20 protein-coding genes are annotated in these 19,001 nt (G+C 67.6%); 15 read left to right on the top strand and 5 right to left on the bottom strand.

Annotation, left to right across the window (positions count from 1 at the left end):
- Window positions 1-9 precede the first annotated feature (9 nt).
- Window positions 10-1,089 (bottom strand): efflux RND transporter periplasmic adaptor subunit, encoded by a 1,080-nt coding sequence (locus AC6IW9_RS01070; RefSeq protein ID WP_497768073.1) that lies wholly within the window; start codon window positions 1,087-1,089, stop codon window positions 10-12.
- 74 nt (window positions 1,090-1,163) lie between these two features.
- Window positions 1,164-1,748, bottom strand: a complete 585-nt coding sequence (locus tag AC6IW9_RS01075; protein WP_497768076.1) for a phosphatase PAP2 family protein — start codon at window positions 1,746-1,748, stop codon at window positions 1,164-1,166.
- Window positions 1,749-2,008: 260 nt separating this feature from the next.
- Between AC6IW9_RS01075 and dnaK the strand changes: the two genes are divergently transcribed.
- From dnaK to pyrF, 6 genes are all read left to right on the top strand, one after another.
- Window positions 2,009-3,913: a molecular chaperone DnaK gene (gene dnaK, locus AC6IW9_RS01080; protein ID WP_497768079.1), complete on the top strand. Its 1,905-nt coding sequence runs from the start codon at window positions 2,009-2,011 to the stop codon at window positions 3,911-3,913.
- Between the two features lie 488 nt (window positions 3,914-4,401).
- A complete protein-coding gene (locus tag AC6IW9_RS01085; protein WP_497772356.1) occupies window positions 4,402-5,208 on the top strand; it encodes an aminotransferase class III-fold pyridoxal phosphate-dependent enzyme in 807 nt (268 codons plus the stop codon).
- Between the two features lie 264 nt (window positions 5,209-5,472).
- Window positions 5,473-6,588 carry a molecular chaperone DnaJ gene (gene dnaJ / locus AC6IW9_RS01090; RefSeq protein WP_497768082.1) on the top strand — a complete coding sequence of 372 codons (1,116 nt, stop codon included), beginning with the start codon at window positions 5,473-5,475 and terminating at the stop codon, window positions 6,586-6,588.
- Between the two features lie 75 nt (window positions 6,589-6,663).
- Window positions 6,664-7,266, top strand: a complete 603-nt coding sequence (locus AC6IW9_RS01095; RefSeq protein WP_497768086.1) for a class I SAM-dependent methyltransferase — start codon at window positions 6,664-6,666, stop codon at window positions 7,264-7,266.
- Window positions 7,266-7,601: a cupredoxin domain-containing protein gene (locus AC6IW9_RS01100; RefSeq protein ID WP_497768089.1), complete on the top strand. Its 336-nt coding sequence runs from the start codon at window positions 7,266-7,268 to the stop codon at window positions 7,599-7,601. Before AC6IW9_RS01095 ends, AC6IW9_RS01100 begins: the two co-directional genes overlap by 1 nt.
- Before the next feature lie 97 nt (window positions 7,602-7,698).
- Complete coding sequence (pyrF, locus tag AC6IW9_RS01105) at window positions 7,699-8,418, top strand: orotidine-5'-phosphate decarboxylase (RefSeq protein WP_497768092.1); 720 nt, start codon at window positions 7,699-7,701, stop codon at window positions 8,416-8,418.
- A 4-nt stretch (window positions 8,419-8,422) separates the two neighbouring features.
- On the opposite strand, the gene AC6IW9_RS01110 is transcribed toward pyrF, so the two are convergent.
- Window positions 8,423-9,307 (bottom strand): LysR family transcriptional regulator, encoded by an 885-nt coding sequence (locus AC6IW9_RS01110; RefSeq protein WP_497768095.1) that lies wholly within the window; start codon window positions 9,305-9,307, stop codon window positions 8,423-8,425.
- A 109-nt stretch (window positions 9,308-9,416) separates the two neighbouring features.
- Between AC6IW9_RS01110 and AC6IW9_RS01115 the strand changes: the two genes are divergently transcribed.
- The 7 genes from AC6IW9_RS01115 to AC6IW9_RS01145 all read left to right on the top strand — a co-directional run bounded on the left by AC6IW9_RS01115 (window position 9,417) and on the right by AC6IW9_RS01145 (window position 14,928).
- The gene (locus AC6IW9_RS01115; RefSeq protein WP_497768098.1) at window positions 9,417-9,983 is read left to right on the top strand and encodes a flavodoxin family protein; all 567 of its coding nucleotides are present in this window, start codon (window positions 9,417-9,419) and stop codon (window positions 9,981-9,983) included.
- A gap of 64 nt (window positions 9,984-10,047) precedes the next feature.
- Window positions 10,048-10,824: an exodeoxyribonuclease III gene (gene xth / locus AC6IW9_RS01120; RefSeq protein ID WP_497768101.1), complete on the top strand. Its 777-nt coding sequence runs from the start codon at window positions 10,048-10,050 to the stop codon at window positions 10,822-10,824.
- Window positions 10,825-10,975: 151 nt separating this feature from the next.
- Window positions 10,976-11,443: a DNA polymerase III subunit chi gene (locus tag AC6IW9_RS01125; protein ID WP_497768104.1), complete on the top strand. Its 468-nt coding sequence runs from the start codon at window positions 10,976-10,978 to the stop codon at window positions 11,441-11,443.
- Window positions 11,425-12,132: a class I SAM-dependent methyltransferase gene (locus AC6IW9_RS01130; protein ID WP_497768106.1), complete on the top strand. Its 708-nt coding sequence runs from the start codon at window positions 11,425-11,427 to the stop codon at window positions 12,130-12,132. The genes AC6IW9_RS01125 and AC6IW9_RS01130 overlap by 19 nt, the downstream gene beginning before the upstream one ends.
- Window positions 12,133-12,167: 35 nt before the next feature.
- A complete protein-coding gene (locus AC6IW9_RS01135; RefSeq protein ID WP_497768109.1) occupies window positions 12,168-13,223 on the top strand; it encodes an ABC transporter ATP-binding protein in 1,056 nt (351 codons plus the stop codon).
- The gene (locus AC6IW9_RS01140; protein ID WP_497768112.1) at window positions 13,220-14,140 is read left to right on the top strand and encodes an ABC transporter permease subunit; all 921 of its coding nucleotides are present in this window, start codon (window positions 13,220-13,222) and stop codon (window positions 14,138-14,140) included. Before AC6IW9_RS01135 ends, AC6IW9_RS01140 begins: the two co-directional genes overlap by 4 nt.
- Window positions 14,137-14,928 carry an ABC transporter permease gene (locus AC6IW9_RS01145; RefSeq protein WP_497768115.1) on the top strand — a complete coding sequence of 264 codons (792 nt, stop codon included), beginning with the start codon at window positions 14,137-14,139 and terminating at the stop codon, window positions 14,926-14,928. The genes AC6IW9_RS01140 and AC6IW9_RS01145 overlap by 4 nt, the downstream gene beginning before the upstream one ends.
- An 8-nt stretch (window positions 14,929-14,936) precedes the next feature.
- Here the strand turns inward: AC6IW9_RS01145 and AC6IW9_RS01150 are convergent, their stop codons facing one another.
- Window positions 14,937-16,268 (bottom strand): dihydroorotase, encoded by a 1,332-nt coding sequence (locus AC6IW9_RS01150; protein WP_497768118.1) that lies wholly within the window; start codon window positions 16,266-16,268, stop codon window positions 14,937-14,939.
- A gap of 120 nt (window positions 16,269-16,388) precedes the next feature.
- Between AC6IW9_RS01150 and ygfZ the strand changes: the two genes are divergently transcribed.
- The gene (ygfZ, locus tag AC6IW9_RS01155; protein ID WP_497772360.1) at window positions 16,389-17,288 is read left to right on the top strand and encodes a CAF17-like 4Fe-4S cluster assembly/insertion protein YgfZ; all 900 of its coding nucleotides are present in this window, start codon (window positions 16,389-16,391) and stop codon (window positions 17,286-17,288) included.
- Window positions 17,289-17,433: 145 nt separating this feature from the next.
- The gene (locus AC6IW9_RS01160; protein ID WP_497768121.1) at window positions 17,434-18,183 is read left to right on the top strand and encodes an outer membrane protein; all 750 of its coding nucleotides are present in this window, start codon (window positions 17,434-17,436) and stop codon (window positions 18,181-18,183) included.
- Between the two features lie 179 nt (window positions 18,184-18,362).
- Here AC6IW9_RS01160 and AC6IW9_RS01165 read toward each other — a convergent pair whose 3' ends face one another.
- Window positions 18,363-18,941 carry a hypothetical protein gene (locus AC6IW9_RS01165; protein ID WP_497768124.1) on the bottom strand — a complete coding sequence of 193 codons (579 nt, stop codon included), beginning with the start codon at window positions 18,939-18,941 and terminating at the stop codon, window positions 18,363-18,365.
- Between the last annotated feature and the right edge of the window lie 60 nt (window positions 18,942-19,001).

Genomic DNA, 19,001 nt, shown 5'->3' on the forward strand with positions numbered 1-19,001 from the left:
GGCCGGGCCTCACAGCGCGTCGGCGGCGACGGGCCGCACTTTTTCGCCGGCGCCGAGCTTGTGCGCGCCGAGCGCGACGATCTTGTCGCCCTCGGCGACGCCGCGCGCGAGCAGCGCCGTCTTCGCCTCGTAGCGCACCACTTCGACGGGCGTGAGCTTCAAGCTTCCGTCTTGTTCGACCTTCCACACGCTCGGCCCGAGGCCCTGGTCGAAGAGGGCGGCGAGCGGCACGCTCGCCGCCGATCTCGCGTCGCGGCTCTCGATCGAGAGGGTCGCGCTCATGCCGATGGCGACGGCCGCATCGGCGCCCTCGATCGCGAAACGCGCCGAAAAAGTCTTGGTCGCCGGATCTGCCGCAGCGCCGAGCTCGCGCAGGCGCGCCGGATAGGTCTTGTCCGGAGCCGACCAGAGCGTCAGCCGCGCCTCGCCGGCGCCGGCTAGGCCGGCGAAAGCCTCCGGCAGCGCGATCACTGCTTCGAGCTCGCCCGAGCGGGCGATGCGCAGCGCCGGCTGTCCGGCCGCGACCACCTGGCCCGGCTCGACCAGCGCCGCGGTCACGATTCCGTCGGTTTCGGCGCGCAGCAAAGCGTAATCGAGCGCATTGGCGGCGAGCTCGACGGCGCGCCGGGCGCGCGTCTCGCGTCCGCGCGCCTCCTCGGCCGCCGCCCGCTGGCGGTCGAGCATGGCCTGCGGCGTCCAGCCCTCCTTGCGCAGCTTCTGGGCGCGGCGCTCGTCGGCCGCGGCCTGCTCCAGCGCCATGCGCGCCGCGGCGAGCTCGGCGTCGGCCTGCTCCTTCTGCAAGCGCAGGTCGGTCTCGTCCAGCGCGGCGAGCAGATCGCCGCCGCGCACGCGCTGGCCGTTCTCGACGAGGCGACGCATCACCTTGCCGGCGACGCGAAACCCCTGGTCGGTCTCGATCCGCGGCCGAACCGTCGCGACGAAACGACGCGGCGGCGCGAGCGGCGCAAAACGCACCGGCGCGACCAGCACGACGCGCGGTGGCGGCGAGGAGCGACCGGAGGAATCGTCGCAGCCGGCGAGCGCGCCGGCCAGTAGGCAACCAATAGGGAGAAAGGAAATGTCACGCATCCCGCCGCATCTCCGCGCGAGTCGACGATGCAGCTATAGTTTGATCAGTGACGAAAATCAATATTCGTCACCCGTCAGCGCGCCATCCCCCCGATCGCGGCGGCGATATGCTCCAGCGGCCCCTCGAAAACGAGGCTCTCGCCGATGAGCGCGTGCATGCACAGCGCCGCCGCCACGCAGGCGGCGGCCGGTACCCGGCCGATGGCGGTCCGTGGCGCCGCCAGCCGCCGAAACAGGGCGAAGGCGCAAAGGCCGATCGCGACGCCGACCACGGCTTCCCCGGGGCTGTGGACGCCGAGAACGACGCGGCTCACGGCCACGGCCAGAGCGAAGACCGCGCAGAGAGCCGCCGCCGCCCTCGCCGGCTGTCGCGCCGTGGCGATTGCGCCGAGGCAGAGAAAGAAGGTCGTCGCCGAGGCCGCATGGCCGCTCGGGCTGTGCAAGCCCGCGACGCCCGACGCCATGAAACCGATCTTGGCCGCCGCGGTGACGGCCGCGCTGGTCGCGACCGCGACAACGAGGGCCGCGGCGGTGCGGCGCTCGCCGACCGAGAGCAGCGCCGCGACGAGCCCGCCCGACGCCGCCAGAACGAAACCAGGATCGCCGAGCGATGTTATCGCAGCGAGAAACGGAACGGGCGTCCCCACTTGCAGCCCCACGAGTCGGCGCGAATCACTCGTGCAAAATAGGCGAAAGCAGAACCGGAATGGAATTCGCTTCGCGGCGGCGGCGCTTGCCGCCGCGAAGAGCTTCATTCTATATGCGCCTCGCTCTTGCGCCGATCGAGACCCAATACAATCTGAAGGGACGGTGAACGGCCGACGGGCCGGCGGGCCGATTGCATGAGCCGCCGCGCGACCGGCCGTTCTGCCGGGCCGCTTCGGGACCCGGCGAAATTTGGAACGAAAGGAACGGCGATATGGCTAAAATCATCGGCATCGACCTCGGCACGACCAATTCCTGCGTGGCCGTCATGGAAGGGTCGAGCCCCAAGGTCATCGAGAACGCCGAGGGCGCCCGCACGACGCCGTCGATCGTCGCTTTCACCGAGGACGGAGAGCGTCTCGTCGGCCAGCCGGCCAAGCGTCAGGCGGTCACCAATCCGGAGCGCACATTCTTCGCGATCAAGCGCCTGATCGGCCGCTCCTTCGAGGATCCGATGACCAAGAAGGACATCGGCCTCGTTCCCTACAAGATCGTCAAGGCGCCGAACGGCGACGCCTGGGTGCAGGCCGACGGCAAGCAATATTCGCCCTCGCAGATTTCCGCCTTCGTTCTGCAGAAGATGAAGGAGACGGCCGAGGCCTATCTCGGCCAGACGGTCACGCAAGCGGTCATCACCGTCCCCGCCTATTTCAACGACGCCCAGCGTCAGGCGACCAAGGACGCCGGCAAGATCGCCGGCCTCGAGGTGCTGCGCATCATCAACGAGCCGACGGCGGCGGCGCTCGCCTACGGCCTCGACAAGAAGGGCTCCGGCACGATCGCGGTCTATGACCTCGGCGGCGGCACCTTCGACGTGTCGATCCTCGAGATCGGCGACGGCGTGTTCGAGGTGAAGTCGACCAATGGCGACACCTTCCTCGGCGGCGAGGACTTCGACAGCCGTCTCGTCGAATATCTCGCAGGCGAGTTCAAGAAAGAGCAGGGCATCGACCTGACGAAGGACAAGCTCGCCCTTCAGCGCCTGAAGGAAGCTTCCGAAAAGGCGAAGATCGAGCTTTCGTCCGCGACGCAGACGGAGATCAACCTGCCCTATATCACCGCCGACGCCACGGGTCCGAAGCATCTGACGCTGAAGCTGACGCGCGCCAAATTCGAAGCGCTGGTGGACGATCTCATCCAGCGCACCATCGAGCCCTGCCGCAAGGCGCTCAAGGACGCCGGACTCTCGGCGGCCGAGATCGGCGAAGTGGTGCTCGTCGGCGGCATGACCCGCATGCCGAAAGTGCAGGAGGTCGTGAAGCAGTTCTTCGGCAAGGAGCCGCACAAGGGCGTGAACCCGGATGAAGTCGTCGCCATCGGCGCGGCGGTGCAGGCCGGCGTTCTGCAGGGCGATGTGAAGGACGTCCTGCTGCTCGATGTGACGCCTCTGTCGCTCGGCATCGAGACCCTGGGCGGCGTGTTCACCCGCCTCATCGACCGCAACACGACCATCCCGACCAAGAAGAGCCAGGTGTTCTCCACGGCCGAGGATAATCAGACCGCGGTCACCATCCGCGTCTTCCAGGGCGAGCGCGAGATGGCGGCGGACAATAAGCTGCTCGGCCAGTTCGATCTCGTCGGGATTCCGCCGGCGCCGCGCGGCATGCCGCAGATCGAGGTGACCTTCGACATCGACGCCAACGGCATCGTCAATGTGACGGCGAAGGACAAGGCCACCAACAAAGAACAACAGATCCGCATCCAGGCGTCGGGCGGCCTCTCCGAGGCCGACATCGACAAGATGGTCAAGGACGCCGAGGCGCATGCCGCCGAGGACAAGGCGCGCCGCGAGCTGGTCGATGTGAAGAACCATGGCGAGGCGGCCGTGCATGCAGCCGAGAAGTCGGTGGCGGAGTTCGGCGACAAGGTCTCTTCCGCCGACAAGAGCGCGATCGAGTCGGCGATCGCCGCGCTGAAGACCGCTCTCGAAGGCGAGAATGTGGAGACGATCCGCGCCAAGACCAATGAGCTGACGCAGGCGTCGATGAAGCTCGGCGAGGCGATGTACAAGGCGCAAGCGGAAGGCGGGGCCACGCCCGGCGCCGGCGAGACGCATGCGCAGGACGATGTGATCGACGCAGACTTCAAGGAAGTCGGCGGCGACGACAAGAAGAAGTAAGCGACGACTGCCGCCATCTGTTGTTCGATGACGACCTCCCCCTGAGGGGGAGGTCGCTTTATTTGAAGACCGGGCCTCGGCCGACTTCGCCCGCCATGCGCCCATATGGCTCCATCCTTGCTTGTCAATTCGCAACAGGAGCGAGGCGCCGTGCTCGACGCCGCATTGCTCTCGAACAGCGGAACATGTCAGGCGCATCGTCAGATTCGGCCAACGAGCCCAATGACCAAATCGAGCCCGTCATCGCCGCCGGCGACGGGTCTGCGGTGACGGGTCCGCTCGACTTTTCAGGTTCGTCCCTCTGCTTTCCGGAAAATTCGGCGGGATCGGCGCAGCTGATGGACGAGCCATTTCGCGCGCCGGAATTAGCGCTCGAGGCAGCCGGCCTCTCCGACGCGCTCTGCGCCAAAATCACGCCCATTTCTTTTGGCGACCGCGTCTTCTTGTTTCATTCCGAGGCCGAGGCTTGGCGCTATGCAGTCGAGACGATGCGGCGTCACCATCGGATCGTCGGCCGTCCCAAGCGGCGCCGGCTCATCGTCTGCGCCGGAGCTTCGAATGGAGCGGGAGGCTTGCCCCCCGGCTTGGAAGGCGATGGCGAAGTCACGCTGCTCCAAACCGACGATCCGGGCGCATTGGCCACGGAAATCGACAATAAGACTGCCGGAATTCTGATCGCTCCGGTGAGGACGAAAACCGGTTTCGAGGTTGTCCCGCGAGAGCTGCTCGTCCGACTGCGCGAGACCGCGGACGAATATGGACTCGTCCTCGCTTTCGACGAGAGCTTTTGTGGCCTCGGTCGCACAGGCATGCTGTGGGCGCATGAATGGGCGGGCGCGCCCCCGGACGTGATGGTCGCCCTTCATCAGGACGGAAACAGCCCGCCGCTGGCCGCGCTGGTCGTCACGCAAAAATTGGCGCGCGGGGCGCCGGGGCGCCCGCCCGCCGTCGATCATGCGGCGGTCGTGAGCGGACACGCAATCGTGGATGCGCTGGCGGCCCCGGGCTTTCTGGAACGCGTGCAGAATCGAAGCTGGCGTCTCGAAGACCGGCTCGCAGCGTTGTTCTATAAACGCCCCGGAGCGTTCACCGCGCTGGGCGGCATCGGCCTGATACAGGGTCTGGCATGCCCCGGAGAGGCGGAGCCGATGCGCGCGATGCTGGCCGAATGCGGGCTCCTCACCCGCGCCATGGGATCGTTCCTCGGCCTAATTCCTCGGCTCACGGTCGAGGAAAGCGAAATCGACGCGGCGGTCTCCATCATCGACGCGGTTTGCGCGCGGGAAACGCAATGAGAGCCGCGATGCGTTTGTCAGCACGCAAAGCCGCCGGACGCCGGTTTCTGTTTCGCCCGCTATCCGGCGGCGAGCCGCCGTCGCGACGTTCCGCGCGTCGCGTCCTGTCGTCGGTTCGAGCGATCGCCCTGCCCGCCCCAACTCGGCTTTGGCGTCGTCGGGGAACCGTGGTAACAGATTTTTCGAGACTTCTTATATCGACTGTCCGTAATCCTCGACGCCCGACGTCGACAGGACAGATCCCCAACTTCTATCGACCGGCCCATGTCCAAACGCGACTTCTACGAAATCCTCGGCGTTTCCAAGACCTCGACCGATGTCGAGCTGAAGATCGCCTTTCGCAAGGCCGCGATGCAATATCATCCGGACCGCAATCCGGGCGACGCCGAGGCCGAGGCCCGCTTCAAGGAGATCAACGAGGCCTATCAGTGCCTCTCCGACGCGCAGAAGCGCGCCGCCTATGACCGCTTCGGCCATGCCGCCTTCGAGCAGGGCGGCGGCTTCGGCGCCGGCGACGGCTTCGCCGCCTCCATGGCCGATATTTTCGACGATCTGTTCGGCGAGGTCATGGGCCGGCGCGGCGGACGCGGCTCGGGGCGCGAGCGCGGCTCGGACCTGCGATACAATATGGAGATCACGCTCGAGGAGGCCTATAACGGCAAGGCGGCGACGCTGAAGCTGCCGACGTCGGTCTCCTGCCAGGCCTGCGAGGGCACGGGCGCCAAGAAGGGCTCCAAGCCCAAGACCTGCCCGACCTGCGCCGGCCATGGCCGAGTGCGCGCGCAGCAGGGCTTCTTCGCCATAGAGCGGACCTGCCCGACCTGCCAGGGCCGCGGCGAGGTCATCGACAATCCTTGCTCCGTCTGCTCGGGCACGGGCCGCACCACCATCGAGCGCACGCTCTCGGTCAATGTGCCGGCCGGCGTCGAGGACGGCACCCGCATCCGTCTCGCCGGCGAGGGCGAGGCCGGCATGCGCGGCGGGCCGCCGGGCGACCTCTATATTTTCCTTTCGGTGAAGCCGCACACTTTCTTCCAGCGCGACGGCGCTGATCTCTACTGCCGCGTGCCGATCTCGATGGTGCGCGCCGCGCTCGGCGGCAAGATCACCGTCCATACGATCGACGGGGGCGAGACCGAGATCAAAATCCCCGAAGGGACGCAAACCGGCAGGCAGATCAAGGTGAAAGCGAAAGGCATGCCGGTGCTGCGCGGCCGCGACTTCGGCGATCTCTATGCGCAGATCAGCGTCGAGACCCCGCAGAATCTGAACAAGCGCCAGCGCGAGCTGCTCACCGAGTTCGAGGAGGAATCCTCGCATCACACTCACCCCGAGGCGACCGGCTTCTTTGCGAAGATGAAGGAGCTGTTCGGCAAATGAGCGGACGCCATTGACCGATCGGGCGACCTCATACATGTTCGCGCGCGATTTAATCGATCGAGGGGCTGTCTCAGCGTGTCACAGAACATCGCGCCACTGAAATCCGCTCTCGCCGACAATGCGCGTTTCCTACGGTCTTGGATGGAAAATCCCCGCGGCGTCGGCGCCGTCTCGCCCTCGGGGCCCGCGCTCGCCCGCGCCATGGCGAGCTATGTCGACCTCTCCCGAGAGGGGCCGGTCGTCGAGCTCGGCCCCGGCACCGGGCCGGTCACCCAGGCGCTTCTGGAGCATGGCGTGCCGGCGTCGCGCCTGCTGCTCATCGAATACGAGACCCGATTCTGCGATCTGCTGCGGCAGCGCTTTCCGGGCGTCGAGGTGGTCCAGGGCGACGCCTATTCGCTGAAAAGGACGCTCGACGGCGCGCTCTCCGGGCCGGTCTCCGCGGTCGTCTCCAGCCTGCCGCTGCTGAACCAGCCCGAATCGGACCGGCTGCGCCTGCTCGACCAGGCCTTCGACATGATGGGGCCGGGCGGCGTGCTCATTCAGTTCACCTATGGCCTGTTCTCGCCCATGCCGCTGAAGAGGCATCCGAACCGCTCCGCCTTTTCGGCCGAGGGCTCACGGGTGTGGGCGAACATTCCGCCGGCGCGCGTGTGGCGCTATCGCCGGGGCGGCTGATGGCCGCCCGCGCGCTTCGCGCCGCCGCGGCGCTATTCGCGGCGCTCGCCGCAGGCGGAGCGCGGGGCGAAGACGTCGAGATCCGCAATTACGCCTTTTCTCCAACCGAGCTGGTCGTGAAGGCGGGGGCCCGAATCGTCTTCGTCAACCGCGACCAGGTCCCACATTCGGTCATCGGCTCGGCCGGACCGAAGGAAGTGTTCCGTTCGGCCGAGCAGATCGACGAGGACGAGTCTTTTTCGATCGTCGTCTCCGAGCCGGGATCGATCGAGTTCCGCTGCGGTCTGCATTCGAACATGCGAGGCGTGATTCGAGTGGCGCCGGGAGAGGGCTGAGCGATCTCCGCCGTGATTTCGGAGGCGCCTCATGACGCTGACCATTCGCAGCAAATGGCTGACGCCATCCGCAGGCCTCGCCGACAAGGATGCGTGAATGACGAGCCCGCAGGAGAGCGAAATCGCGCGCGACCGTCTCATCGTCGCGCTGGACGTAGAGGACGCGGACGCGGCGCGGGCGCTGGTCGCGACGCTCGGCGATTCCGTCTCCTTCTATAAGGTCGGCATGGAGCTGGCCTACGGCGGAGGCCTCTCCCTGGTCGAGGAGCTGAAGGCGGGGGGCCGAAAGGTCTTCGTCGATCTGAAGCTCCATGACATCGGCCAGACGGTCGAGCGGGCGACGCGGCGGATCGCGCGGCTCGGCGCGGATTTTCTCACCGTCCACGGTTTTCCGCAGACGATGCGCGCCGCCCGGCAGGGCGCGGGCGAGAGCGGGTTGCGGCTGCTCGCCGTCACTGTGATGACCTCTTATGACGACGCCGATCTCGCGGAAGCGGGTTATGCGATGAGCGTCGCCGATCTCGTCGCCCGCCGCGCCGGGCAGGCCCGCGATATCGGCATAGACGGCCTGATCCTGTCGCCGCAGGAGGTCGCGCCGATCCGCGCCCTCGTCGGCCCGCGGATGGCGCTGGTGACGCCGGGCGTGCGGCCTCTGGGCGCGGCGCTCGGCGATCAGAAGCGCGTGATGACGCCGGCCGAAGCGATCGCGGCGGGCGCCGATCATCTCGTCGTCGGCCGCCCGGTGACGCAGGCCGCCGATCCGCGCGCAGCGGCGGAAGCGATCGTCGAAGAGATCGCGGGCGCGCGAGATGCGTGAGCCGTCAGATGCCGCAGGGCGGGCGCCGCGAGAATTCCCGCGTCACGAATTCGATGAAGGCCCTCACCTTGGAGGGCACGTGACGGCGGCTCGGATGAACGATGAAAACCCCGAGCGGCTCGATCATATGCTCGGCGAGCACCTGCTCGAGCTCGCCCGCGCGCAGAAGATCGGCGACGTAGAAATCCGGCGCGCAGAGGAGGCCGAGGCCGGCGGCCGCCATGGCGCACAGAGATTCGGTGCTGTTGCTGGCGAAGCGGCTCGACAGGCGCAAGAGCCGTGGACCGTCGGGCCCGTCGAACGGCCAGGCGGCGCCGATGGCCGCATGGCTGTAGCGAAGACACTCGTGACCGGCGAGATCGGCCGGCCGGCGCGGCCGACCGCGCCTTTCGAAATAGGAGGGCGCGCCGCAGATCATCAGCCTCGTCGAGGCGATGCGGCTCGCGACCAGCGAACTGTCCTCGAGCCGGCCGATGCGGATGGCGAGATCATAGCCCTCCTCGACGAGATCGACGAATTTGTCGTCGAGGACCAGCTCGACTCCGACCCGCTGATGGCGCTCCGCGAATTCGACGACGAGCGGCGCGATGAATTTCGAGCCGAAGAAGGAGGGCGCGCTCACCCGCAGGCGCCCGACCGGCTCGGCGGCGCAGCTCGTCGCCTCCTGCTCGGCCGCCGCGATCGCGTCGATGATCTCGCGGCAGCGCGCCGCATAGATGGCGCCCGCCTCGGTGAGGCCGACCGATCGCGTCGTACGGTCGAGCAGCCGCAGGCCGAGACGGGCCTCGAGGTCCATCACATGCTTGCTCGCCATGGCGCGGGACAGGTCGAGCCGCGCGGCGGCGGCGGTAAAGCTGCCGGCCTCCGCGACGGCGAGAAAAGCTCTCATGGCCTCGAGCAGATCCATTGTCCGAGATCATAGAACAATGAATTCGATTTTTGGCGAATTATCCGGGACCGCGCTTCGGCTAGGCTTTTCGCGTTCGAAGGAGGCCGGCATGGCTCACATCGCAATCGTCTATCACAGCGGTTTTGGACACACGGCGAAACAGGCGGAGGCCGTCGCGCGCGGCGCGGGCGCCGTTCCGGGCGCGACCGCCCAGTTGGTGAAAGTGGAAGAGGTCGACGCCCATTGGGACGATCTGGCGCGCGCCGACGCGATCGTGTTCGGCTCGCCGACCTATATGGGCGGCGTCGCCGCGCCGTTCAAAACCTTCATGGACGCGAGCTCGAAAGTCTGGGCGTCGCAGGGCTGGAAGGACAAGATCGCCGCCGGCTTCACCAATTCGGCGAGCCAGAGCGGCGACAAGCTCGCCACCCTCCAGCATCTCGCCGTCTATGCCGCGCAGCAGGGCATGATCTGGGTCGGGCTCGGCCTGCTTCCGGGCAATAATTCGAGCCGGGGAAGCATCGAGGATGTGAACCGGCTCGGCAGCTTTCTCGGCGCGATGGCGCAGTCCAACGCCGATCAGGGCCCCGAGTTCGGTCCGCCGCCCGCCGATCTGAAGACCGCCGAACTGCTCGGCGAGCGCGTGGCGAAAGCGGCGATCCGCTGGCGCGGCTGAGCGTTTCATTCGCGGCGCGCGCGCGCTATGACGAGGGCCGGTCCCCCGACCGGAGATCAGGCCCTTGCGCATCGCCACTTGGAACGTCAATTCCGTCCGCCAGCGGCTGGAGCCGCTTCTCGCCTATCTGCGCGAGGTCGCGCCCGACGTCCTCTGCCTGCAGGAGATCAAATGCGAGGACGCGGCGTTTCCGCGCAGGGAGGTCGAGGATCTCGGCTATAACGTCGAAACGCATGGGCAGAAGACGTTCAACGGCGTCGCCATTCTCTCCAAGAGCCCCATCGAGGTCGTGCGCGGCCTGCCGAAATTCGAGCACGACCCGCAGGCCCGCTGCATAGAGGCCGTCGTCTCGACCGATCGCGGCGCGCTGCGCGTCGCCAGCATCTATCTGCCCAACGGCAATCCGCCCGACACGGAGAAATACGCCTATAAGCTCGCCTTCATGGATTGCCTCATCGCCCATGCGGCGAGCTTGCTCGCGCTGGAAGAACCGGTCGTGCTCGCGGGCGACTACAATGTCATTCCGGCCGCGCGCGACGTCTATGACCCGGTCGGCTGGGCGGGCGACGCGCTGTTCCTGCCGCAGACGCGCGCCAAATTCCAAGAGCTGCTGAACCTCGGCTATGCGGAGGCGCTGCGCGCGACGACCGACGCCGCCGGCCTCTACACTTTCTGGGATTATCAGGCGGGCGCCTGGCAGAAGAACAAGGGGCTGCGCATCGACCATCTGCTGCTCTCGCCGCAGGCGACCGACCGGCTGAAAAGCGTGGCGATCGACAAGGAACTGCGCGCCGGCGCCAAGCCCTCCGACCATGTGCCGATCCGATGCGAGCTCGACTGAAGCGCCGCGTCGCGCAATCCGGCCTCCTCGCCCTGAGGAGGCGCGAAGCGCCGTCTCGAAGGGCGCTCCGGGCGGCCCATCCTTCGAGACGCCGGCTGCGCCGGCTCCTCAGGATGAAGGCCGTGGGCGTCCTCGCATTGGCGAGCGCCGCATGACCGAGGTCTGGTTCTACCATCTGCAGCGGCGTCCGCTGGAGAGCGCCCTGCCCAAGCTGATCGAGCTGTCGCTCGCGCGGGGCTGGCGCGCCGTGGTGCAGGCGGTGAGCGAGCGGCGGCGAGCGGCGCTGGACGAACTCTTGTGGTCCTACGACCCCGAGAGCTTCCTGCCGCACGGGACGCAGCGCGACGGCGACGGCGAGACGCAGCCGGTCTTTCTGACGCTCGGGCCGGACAATCCCAATCGCGCCGATGTCCGCTTCTTCGTCGAGAATGCGGAAGCCGCGCCCGTCCTCGCCGATCCGGCGGCGGCGCCGTCGCAACGCGCGATCCTGATGTTCGACGGCAATGACGAAGCAGCCGTGCTGGCGGCGAGGGCGCAATGGCGGACCCTGAAAGAGGCCGGCCGCCGGCTCTCCTACTGGCGACAGAGCGAGGACGGCAAATGGGAGAAGCAGGCGTGAACGAAGAATTCTACGCGCGCCGCGCCGCCGCCAGGGCGCGGCTCGACGCGATCGATCCGCACAAGCGGCCGGGCGGCGAGACGGCCGATCCGCAGCGCAAGGACTGGTTCGAGACGGTCTATCGCCTCGCCGAGGGGGACGCCGCCGGCGTGCCCTGGGCCAATCTCGCGCCCCATCCCCTGCTCGCCTCCTGGCTCGCCGCGCGCGGCCGGCTCGACGGCCGCGCGCTCGACGTCGGCTGCGGGCTCGGCGACAACGCCGAGGCGATCGCCGCCGCCGGCGCGAGCGTCTGCGCCTTCGATCTCGTCGAGGAGGCCGTCGCCTGGGCGAAGCGCCGCTTTCCCGAGGGCTCCGTCGACTATCGCGCCGCGGACCTGTTTGCGCCGCCGCCGGCATGGCGCGGCGCTTTCGACCTCGTCCACGAATGCTACACGCTGCAGGCGCTGCCGGACGCGCTGCTCGACGCGGCGGCGCACGCCCTCGCCGCATTCGTCGCGCCGGGCGGAACGCTGCTCGTCATCGCGCGGGCGCGCGACCAGGGACAGGAGATCGCCGGGCCGCCCTGGCCGCTGACACGAAACCGGATCGAAGCGCTCGCCGTCGACGGCTTGCGTCTCGGGACGCTCGAGGATATTCCCGCGACCGACGCCATGGTCCGGCACTGGCGGGCGGCTTTCGTGCGAGCCTGAAGGCGCGCCCCGCACGCGACGAAGACGGGAGCAGGATGACCGACGCGCCGCTTCTCTCGATCAAAGGCGTGTCGAAGCGCTTCGGCGCCGTCGCGGCGCTCGAGCATGTGTCGCTCGAGGTGGCGCGAGGCGAGTTCTTCGCTCTGCTCGGTCCGTCCGGCTGCGGCAAGACGACATTGATGCGGCTCATCGCCGGCTTCGAGACGCCAGACCAGGGGGGCATCGAGATCGCGGGCGAGGACGTGAGCGGCGCGCCGCCCCACCGGCGTCCGGTCAATCTGATGTTCCAATCCTATGCGCTGTTCCCGCATCTCTCGGTTTTCGAGAACGTCGCCTTCGGCCTGCGGCGGCAGGGCAAGAACAAGGCCGCGATCGTCGCCCGCGTCGCGGAGCTTCTGGACATCGTCAAGCTCACCGGCGTCGAGAAACGGCGCCCCGACCAGCTCTCCGGCGGACAGAAGCAACGCGTCGCTCTCGCGCGCGCTCTCGCGCCGGACCCGCGCCTGCTGCTGCTCGACGAGCCCTTGGGCGCGCTCGACCGGCAATTGCGCGAGGAGACGCAATTCCAGCTCAAGGAAATACAACGGAAGCTGAAGACGAGCTTCGTGGTCGTCACCCACGACCAGGACGAAGCGCTGGTCATGGCCGACCGCATCGCCGTGATGCGCGCCGGGCGCGTCGAGCAGATCGGCGCGCCGGCCGAGGTCTATGAACATCCGGCGACGCGCTTCGTCGCCTCCTTCATCGGCCAGATGAATTTCCTCGCCGGCGGGCTCGAGGACGGCGCCTTCATCGGCGCCTTCGGCCGCATTCCGGCGCCGCGGTCGGACCTCGCCGATGGCGCGAAGGCCGTGCTGGCCGTGCGGCCGGAGCGCGTCGCCATCGCGCCGCAGGAGAGCGACGATGCGCTCGACGGAATCGTCGAGGACGTCGCCTTTCGCGGCGAAACGATCCATATCCGCTTGCGCCTCGCCGGCGGCGAGACCTTGCGCGTCTCGCGGAGCGCGAATGGCGGGCCGGCCGTTTCCATCGGTGAAACGGCGCGGCTCGCGATCGTCCCCGGCGCGGCGCGGCTGTTCGCGGACGAATGATGAAGCAGCGCGACAAAGGACGCCGGCTCACGCGCGGCGAACTCTTCGTCATAGCCGCGCCCTATGCGTGGATCGCGCTGTTCGTCCTCGCGCCCTTCGCGTTGATCGTCAAAATCTCGCTGTCGCGGCCGGCTCAGGCGCGCCCGCCCTATGAGCCGGTCTTCGATCTTTCGCACGGCGTCTCGGGTCTGATCGAAAAACTCTCGCAGCTCGGCTTCGACGCCTATCGCGCACTCGCCGAGGACACGCTCTATCTCGACTCCTATCTCTCCTCGCTGACGATCGCCGGGACGGCGACGCTCGTCGCGCTCCTCGTCGCCTATCCTTTCGCGCTGGCCATCGCGCGAGCGCCGCAGAAATGGCGGCCGATCCTCATCGGCTTCGCCGTGGCGCCGTTCTGGACGAGCTTCCTCATCCGCGTCTACGCCTGGATCGCCCTGCTCAAGGACGAAGGGATCATCAATCATGCTTTGATGTCGCTCGGCCTGATCGATGCGCCTCTGCCCATGTTCGCGACGCGCGGCGCCGTCGTCGCCGGAATCGTCTATTCCTATCTGCCCTTCATGCTGCTGCCGCTCTATGCGGCGATCGAGGGCCAGGACCCGTCCTTGCGCGAGGCGGCGGCCGATCTCGGCGCCTCGGCCGCGCAGGTCTTCCTGCGCGTCACACTCCCTCTGTCACGGCGCGGGATCGTCGCCGGCGCCCTGCTCGTCTTCATTCCGGCGGTCGGCGAATTCGTCATTCCCGATCTTCTGGGCGGCTCCGACACTCTGATGATCGGCCGCACCTTGTGGAACGATTTCTTCGCCAATCGCGACTGGCCCGCGGCCTCCGCCGCCGCCGTGGCGCTGCTCGCGCTGCTGCTCGTTCCGATCCTCCTCTATGAGCGAGCGCAGATGCGCGAGGGGGAGCGATGAGCGTGCGCGCCCTTCGCGCGGCGACGCTCGTCGCGGGTTTCGCCTTTCTCTACGGGCCGATCGCGATCCTGACGGCGATGAGCTTCAACGCCTCGCGGCTGGCGACGGTCTGGGGCGGCTTCTCGACCAAATGGTACGCCGCCCTCGTCAATGACGAGCGCATGCTGCAGGCGGCTGGAATCAGCCTCTCGGCCGCAGCGCTTTCGGCGCTGATCGCGACGGTCAACGGGCTTCTGGCGGCGTTGGCGCTGGCGCGCTTTCGCGCCTTTCGCGGCCGCGCGCTCTTCGCGGGCTCTCTCTATGCGCCCTTGGTGTTGCCGGAAGTGGTGTTCGGCCTCGGGCTGCTGCTCGGCTTCGTCGCGCTCGACGTCGAGCGCGGCTTCGTGACCCTGGTGCTGGCGCATGCGGCCTTCACCATGTGTTTCGCGACAGTGATGATCCACGCCGCGCTGAAGGACTGCGATCCCACTTTGGAAGAAGCGGCGACGGATCTCGGCGCGACGCCCTTTCGCGCCTTTCTCCTCGTCACTCTGCCGCTGATCGCCCCGAGCGTCGTCAGCGCCTATCTGCTCGCCTTCACCCTGTCGCTCGATGATTTCGTCATCGCGAGCTTCACGACCGGGCCGGGCGCGACGACGCTGCCGATGAGGATCTATTCGCAGGTGCGGCTCGGCGTCTCGCCCGAGGTCAATGCGATCTCGACCCTGCTGCTCGGCTTCGTCGCGCTGGTTCTGGCGACATCCGCCCTGCTGACGCGCGGCCGCGCCAAGGGCGGCGGCGCCGGCTGAGCCGCGTCCTATCGCGGCAGCGCCTGCTGGAAGCGGATCGGCTCGCCGGTCGCCGGCGTGACCAATTCGCCCTCCCACATCACCCGCGCGCCACGCACGAAGGTCCCGACCGGCCAGCCAGTCACTTCCACTCCGTCATAGGGCGTCCAGCCGCAGCGCGAGGCGATCCAGCCGTTGCGGATCGTCTCGCGGCGCTTCAGATCGACGATGGTGAGATCGGCGTCATAGCCGACCGCCGCTCGCCCCTTGCCGGCGAGGCCGAACAGGCGCGCCGGCCCGGCGCTGGTGAGATCGACGAAGCGCTGGAGCGTGAGCCGGCCGGCGTTCACATGATCGAGCATCAGCGGCACGAGAGTCTGAACCCCGGTCATGCCGGACGGGCTCGCCGGATAGGGCTCGGCCTTTTCTTCCAGCGTATGCGGCGCATGATCGGAGCCGAGCACGTCGACGATCCCTTGCGCCACGCCCCGCCACAGCCCGTCGCGATGGCGCGCGTCGCGCACCGGCGGATTCATCTGCGCGAGCGTCCCGAGCCGCACATAGGCTTCGCTGTCGAGCGTGAGGTGATGCGGCGTCACCTCGACGCTGGCGATGTCCTTGTGCCCGGCGAGGAATTCGATCTCCTCGGCGGTCGAGACATGGAGTACGTGGACGAGCGCGCTCTTTTCCCGGGCGATGCGCAGCAGCCGCTCGGTCGAGCGCAGCGCGACGATCTCGTCGCGCCAGACGGGATGTGAGTTCGGGTCGCCCGGGACCCGCAGCGGCTTGCGCTCCTCGAGCCGATATTCGTCCTCGCTGTGAAAGGCGGCGCGCCGCCGCGTCTGCGAGAGGATGGCGCCGACGCCGGCGTCGTCGGCGACGAGCAGCGAGCCGGTCGAGGAGCCCATGAACACTTTGATTCCCGCCGCGCCCGGCAGGCGCTCGAGCTCGGCGATATCCTTTATGTTGTCGTGCGTGCCGCCGACCCAGAAGGCGAAGTCGCAATGCGCCCGCCCCTTTGCCCGCGCGACCTTGTCCGCGAGCTCGGCCGCGCCGGTCGTCAAGGGCTTGGTGTTGGGCATTTCGAAAACGGCGACGACCCCGCCGAGGACAGCGCCGCGCGCGCCCGTCTCCAGATCTTCCTTGTGCGTCGCTCCGGGCTCGCGGAAATGCACCTGCGTGTCGATGACGCCCGGCAATATATGAAGTCCCGCGCAATCGACGCGCTCCGCCGCCGAGGCTCCCGATAGATCGCCGATCTCGGCGATCTTGCCGCCACAAAGGGCGATGTCGCGCGCCCCGACGCCGTCGTGATTGACGAGCACGCCGCCGCTCAGAATGATGTCATAGGTCTTCGGCATGGCTGGCGCCTCGCTTGCACGCCTCTCTCGCAGCGAACATATCTTCGACGCGAACGAAGGCGATCCCGCCTCGCGAACGATCTAGCGCACTATGACGCCGGCCGGAACCCGCCATGGAGCCTGGAGGCCGCGACGCGGGCCCCGTCGGTTCGCCGACAGTTTGGAGCACATCGGACAATGGCCAGCGCAACTCTTCTATCGGATCGCGGCGTCGTCGAGGTCGCAGGCCCCGACGCGGCGAAATTCCTGCACGGCATCCTCACCAATGACGTCAAATCGCTCGCCGCGGGCGAAGCGCGCTTCGCCGCGCTGCTGACGCCGCAGGGCAAGATCATCGTCGATTTCATGATCTTCGCCGAGGCGGCGGAGGACGGCCTCGTCTTCCTGCTCGACTGCCCGGCGGCGCTGAAAGAGACGCTGCTCGACCGGCTGAAATTCTACAAGCTGCGCGCCGCCGTGACCCTGACCGACCGAAGCGCCGAGTTTTCCAGCGTCGCCTTTCCCGAGGCGACGGAAAAGCCCGAGCTCGACGCCATCGCCCTCGCCGCGGACCCACGCGCGCCGACGCTCGGCTGGCGCGGCCTCGTCACGCGGAAAATCGCGGCGACCGTCGCCATGGCGCCGCGCGACATTTATGACGCGCGGCGCATCGCCGCCGCCGCGCCGGACGGCGGGGTCGATTTCGACTATGGCGACGCCTTCCCGCACGAGGCCAATATGGACCGGCTGGCCGGCGTCGATTTCAAGAAGGGCTGCTTCCTCGGCCAGGAGGTGGTCTCGCGCATGAAGCACCGCGGCCCGGTGCGAAAGCGAGTCACCGCTTTCCACGCGCAGGGCGCCGCCCCTGCCCCCGGCACGCCGGTGAAGGCGGGCGAAGTCGAGATCGGCGTCACCGGCTCCGCCGTCGGCGGCGAGGGACTCGCGCTGATCCGGCTCGACCGGCTCGCCGACGCCAAGGCCGGCGGCGCGGTTCCGCTGGCCGGCGGCGTGGCGCTCGACTTTCTCGTGCCGGAGGGCTGATGTACAACCTCGAACGACTGTCCCGAGTGTGGCCAAATTGTCGCGCTCTCCCGAAATTGCGCCGAATAGGCGACAATGCCTAGGTCGAAATCCTTAGGGTCTGCTATAAGCGGGAACGGGGCAGTCGAATCGTGAGGTTGAAAAAATGAAGAGGTTTTTGCTCGGCGCATTGCTCGCGACCACGGCGCATGCCGCGATCGCCGCCGACCTTCCCAGCCGCAAGGCTCCGCCAGTATTGCCGCCGCCGCCGCCGCCGCCCGTTTGGACGGGATTCTACCTCGGCGCCAATGTCGGCGGCGGATGGCTCGATAATTATACGCGCAAGAACGCCGTTACGGGGTGGAACGGCGCCGGCTGGGTTCAGGGCGCGCCCAATGTGGCCGATATCGGCAACTCGAGCGGCGGCGTCGTCGGCGGCGGTCAGGTCGGCTATAACTACCAGCTCACGCCTCTGTTCGTTGTCGGCGTCGAGGCCGATATTCAGGCCGCCAACATCGGCGACAACGAACCGGCCTTCCTCGGCGTCACGCGCGCGGTGGACTGGTTCGGAACGGTGCGCGCCCGCGCCGGCGTGACGCTGTTGAGCCCGAGCCTGCTCGTCTACGGCACCGGCGGCTTCGCCTATGGCGACATTCGCCTGAAGCACCCGATCATCGGCGGCGGCACGCTCGGCCAGACCGGCACCGGCTGGACCGCCGGCGGCGGCCTCGAATGGCTGTTCGCGCCCAGCTGGTCGGCGAAGGTCGAGTATCTCTTCACCAACATCGGCGCCAACGACTGGGGTGGATTCAACACGTTCGAGCAGCGCGTGCATATCCACACGGTCCGCGCGGGCGTGAACTACCACTTCAATCTGTTCGCTCCGCCGCCGGCGCCGGTCGTGGCGAAATACTGACGACGTCAGGGGACCGCGGCGTCTTTTGCGGGCCCCGGCGTCGACTACTCACGACGCTTCCGAATGGGGGAAGTCCACGCCGCCGCGTCGGAGATTGCGCTCAGGTCGCAGCTCCGATGCGGCGGCGTTGAATTTTCAGGATGTCGCGCGCCGATCGCGACTCAGGATTTTAGCGCGGACTACTCAGCCCCGGCCTTGCGCAGGCGCAGATAGGCGAAACGGCCGCCGAGGGCGGCGACGAGGCCGGCAAAAAACAGATAAGCATAGAGTTCTGTATTATCGAGCAGGCCGACCGTGAAGTGGTGCCGCCCGACGAATTCCCGTGCGCCGTCGTCGCTGAAAAAGCGCGCGTAGAGAATATATTTGCCGGCGCCGACGATGTTCACATCGAAATTCACCATGCCGTTCCGGTATTTCTGTTGCGGCAGGCGCATCACCGCGTCGGCCTGCGACGGCTCGTCGCCGAGGATCCCGCTGTCACGAAGGACGCGAATATCCCAGTTCATCTCGCGCAGTTCGGCGTCCGGCGCGTCGAGCGCGATGACCGTCGCCCCCGTGTCCGGCAGAGCGTCGCAGACCCGATCGATGTTCTTCTTCGGCTGCATGGCGACGAATTTCATCGTTTTGGAGCCGCCGAGCGCGATGGGGCACTCTGGATCGTAATAATGCCACCCGGCCGCGAGCGCCTGCGGCGCGCAGAGGACGGCGAGGGCGAAAGAGGCGAGCCGAAGCGGGCTCGAAAGACGACGCGCGACCAATTCCCGGATTCTCCCGAAACATCATGCGGGCCAAAACTGCGATGTTTCGTGTTTTTTTGC

It is taken from the genome of Methylosinus sp. shoA (assembly GCF_059718125.1).

What these genes read in the sequence shown, in the direction of transcription:
- dnaJ (WP_497768082.1), top strand. Translation starts at nt 5,473, where the DNA reads ATGTCCAAACGCGACTTCTACGAAATCCTCGGCGTTTCCAAGACCTCG.
- pyrF (WP_497768092.1), top strand. Translation starts at nt 7,699, where the DNA reads ATGACGAGCCCGCAGGAGAGCGAAATCGCGCGCGACCGTCTCATCGTC.
- AC6IW9_RS01140 (WP_497768112.1), top strand. Translation starts at nt 13,220, where the DNA reads ATGATGAAGCAGCGCGACAAAGGACGCCGGCTCACGCGCGGCGAACTC.
- AC6IW9_RS01125 (WP_497768104.1), top strand. Translation starts at nt 10,976, where the DNA reads ATGACCGAGGTCTGGTTCTACCATCTGCAGCGGCGTCCGCTGGAGAGC.
- AC6IW9_RS01110 (WP_497768095.1), bottom strand. Translation starts at nt 9,307, where the DNA reads ATGAGAGCTTTTCTCGCCGTCGCGGAGGCCGGCAGCTTTACCGCCGCC.
- AC6IW9_RS01135 (WP_497768109.1), top strand. Translation starts at nt 12,168, where the DNA reads ATGACCGACGCGCCGCTTCTCTCGATCAAAGGCGTGTCGAAGCGCTTC.
- AC6IW9_RS01115 (WP_497768098.1), top strand. Translation starts at nt 9,417, where the DNA reads ATGGCTCACATCGCAATCGTCTATCACAGCGGTTTTGGACACACGGCG.
- dnaK (WP_497768079.1), top strand. Translation starts at nt 2,009, where the DNA reads ATGGCTAAAATCATCGGCATCGACCTCGGCACGACCAATTCCTGCGTG.
- AC6IW9_RS01085 (WP_497772356.1), top strand. Translation starts at nt 4,402, where the DNA reads ATGCGGCGTCACCATCGGATCGTCGGCCGTCCCAAGCGGCGCCGGCTC.
- AC6IW9_RS01100 (WP_497768089.1), top strand. Translation starts at nt 7,266, where the DNA reads ATGGCCGCCCGCGCGCTTCGCGCCGCCGCGGCGCTATTCGCGGCGCTC.
- AC6IW9_RS01130 (WP_497768106.1), top strand. Translation starts at nt 11,425, where the DNA reads ATGGGAGAAGCAGGCGTGAACGAAGAATTCTACGCGCGCCGCGCCGCC.
- AC6IW9_RS01160 (WP_497768121.1), top strand. Translation starts at nt 17,434, where the DNA reads ATGAAGAGGTTTTTGCTCGGCGCATTGCTCGCGACCACGGCGCATGCC.
- AC6IW9_RS01145 (WP_497768115.1), top strand. Translation starts at nt 14,137, where the DNA reads ATGAGCGTGCGCGCCCTTCGCGCGGCGACGCTCGTCGCGGGTTTCGCC.
- AC6IW9_RS01070 (WP_497768073.1), bottom strand. Translation starts at nt 1,089, where the DNA reads ATGCGTGACATTTCCTTTCTCCCTATTGGTTGCCTACTGGCCGGCGCG.
- AC6IW9_RS01150 (WP_497768118.1), bottom strand. Translation starts at nt 16,268, where the DNA reads ATGCCGAAGACCTATGACATCATTCTGAGCGGCGGCGTGCTCGTCAAT.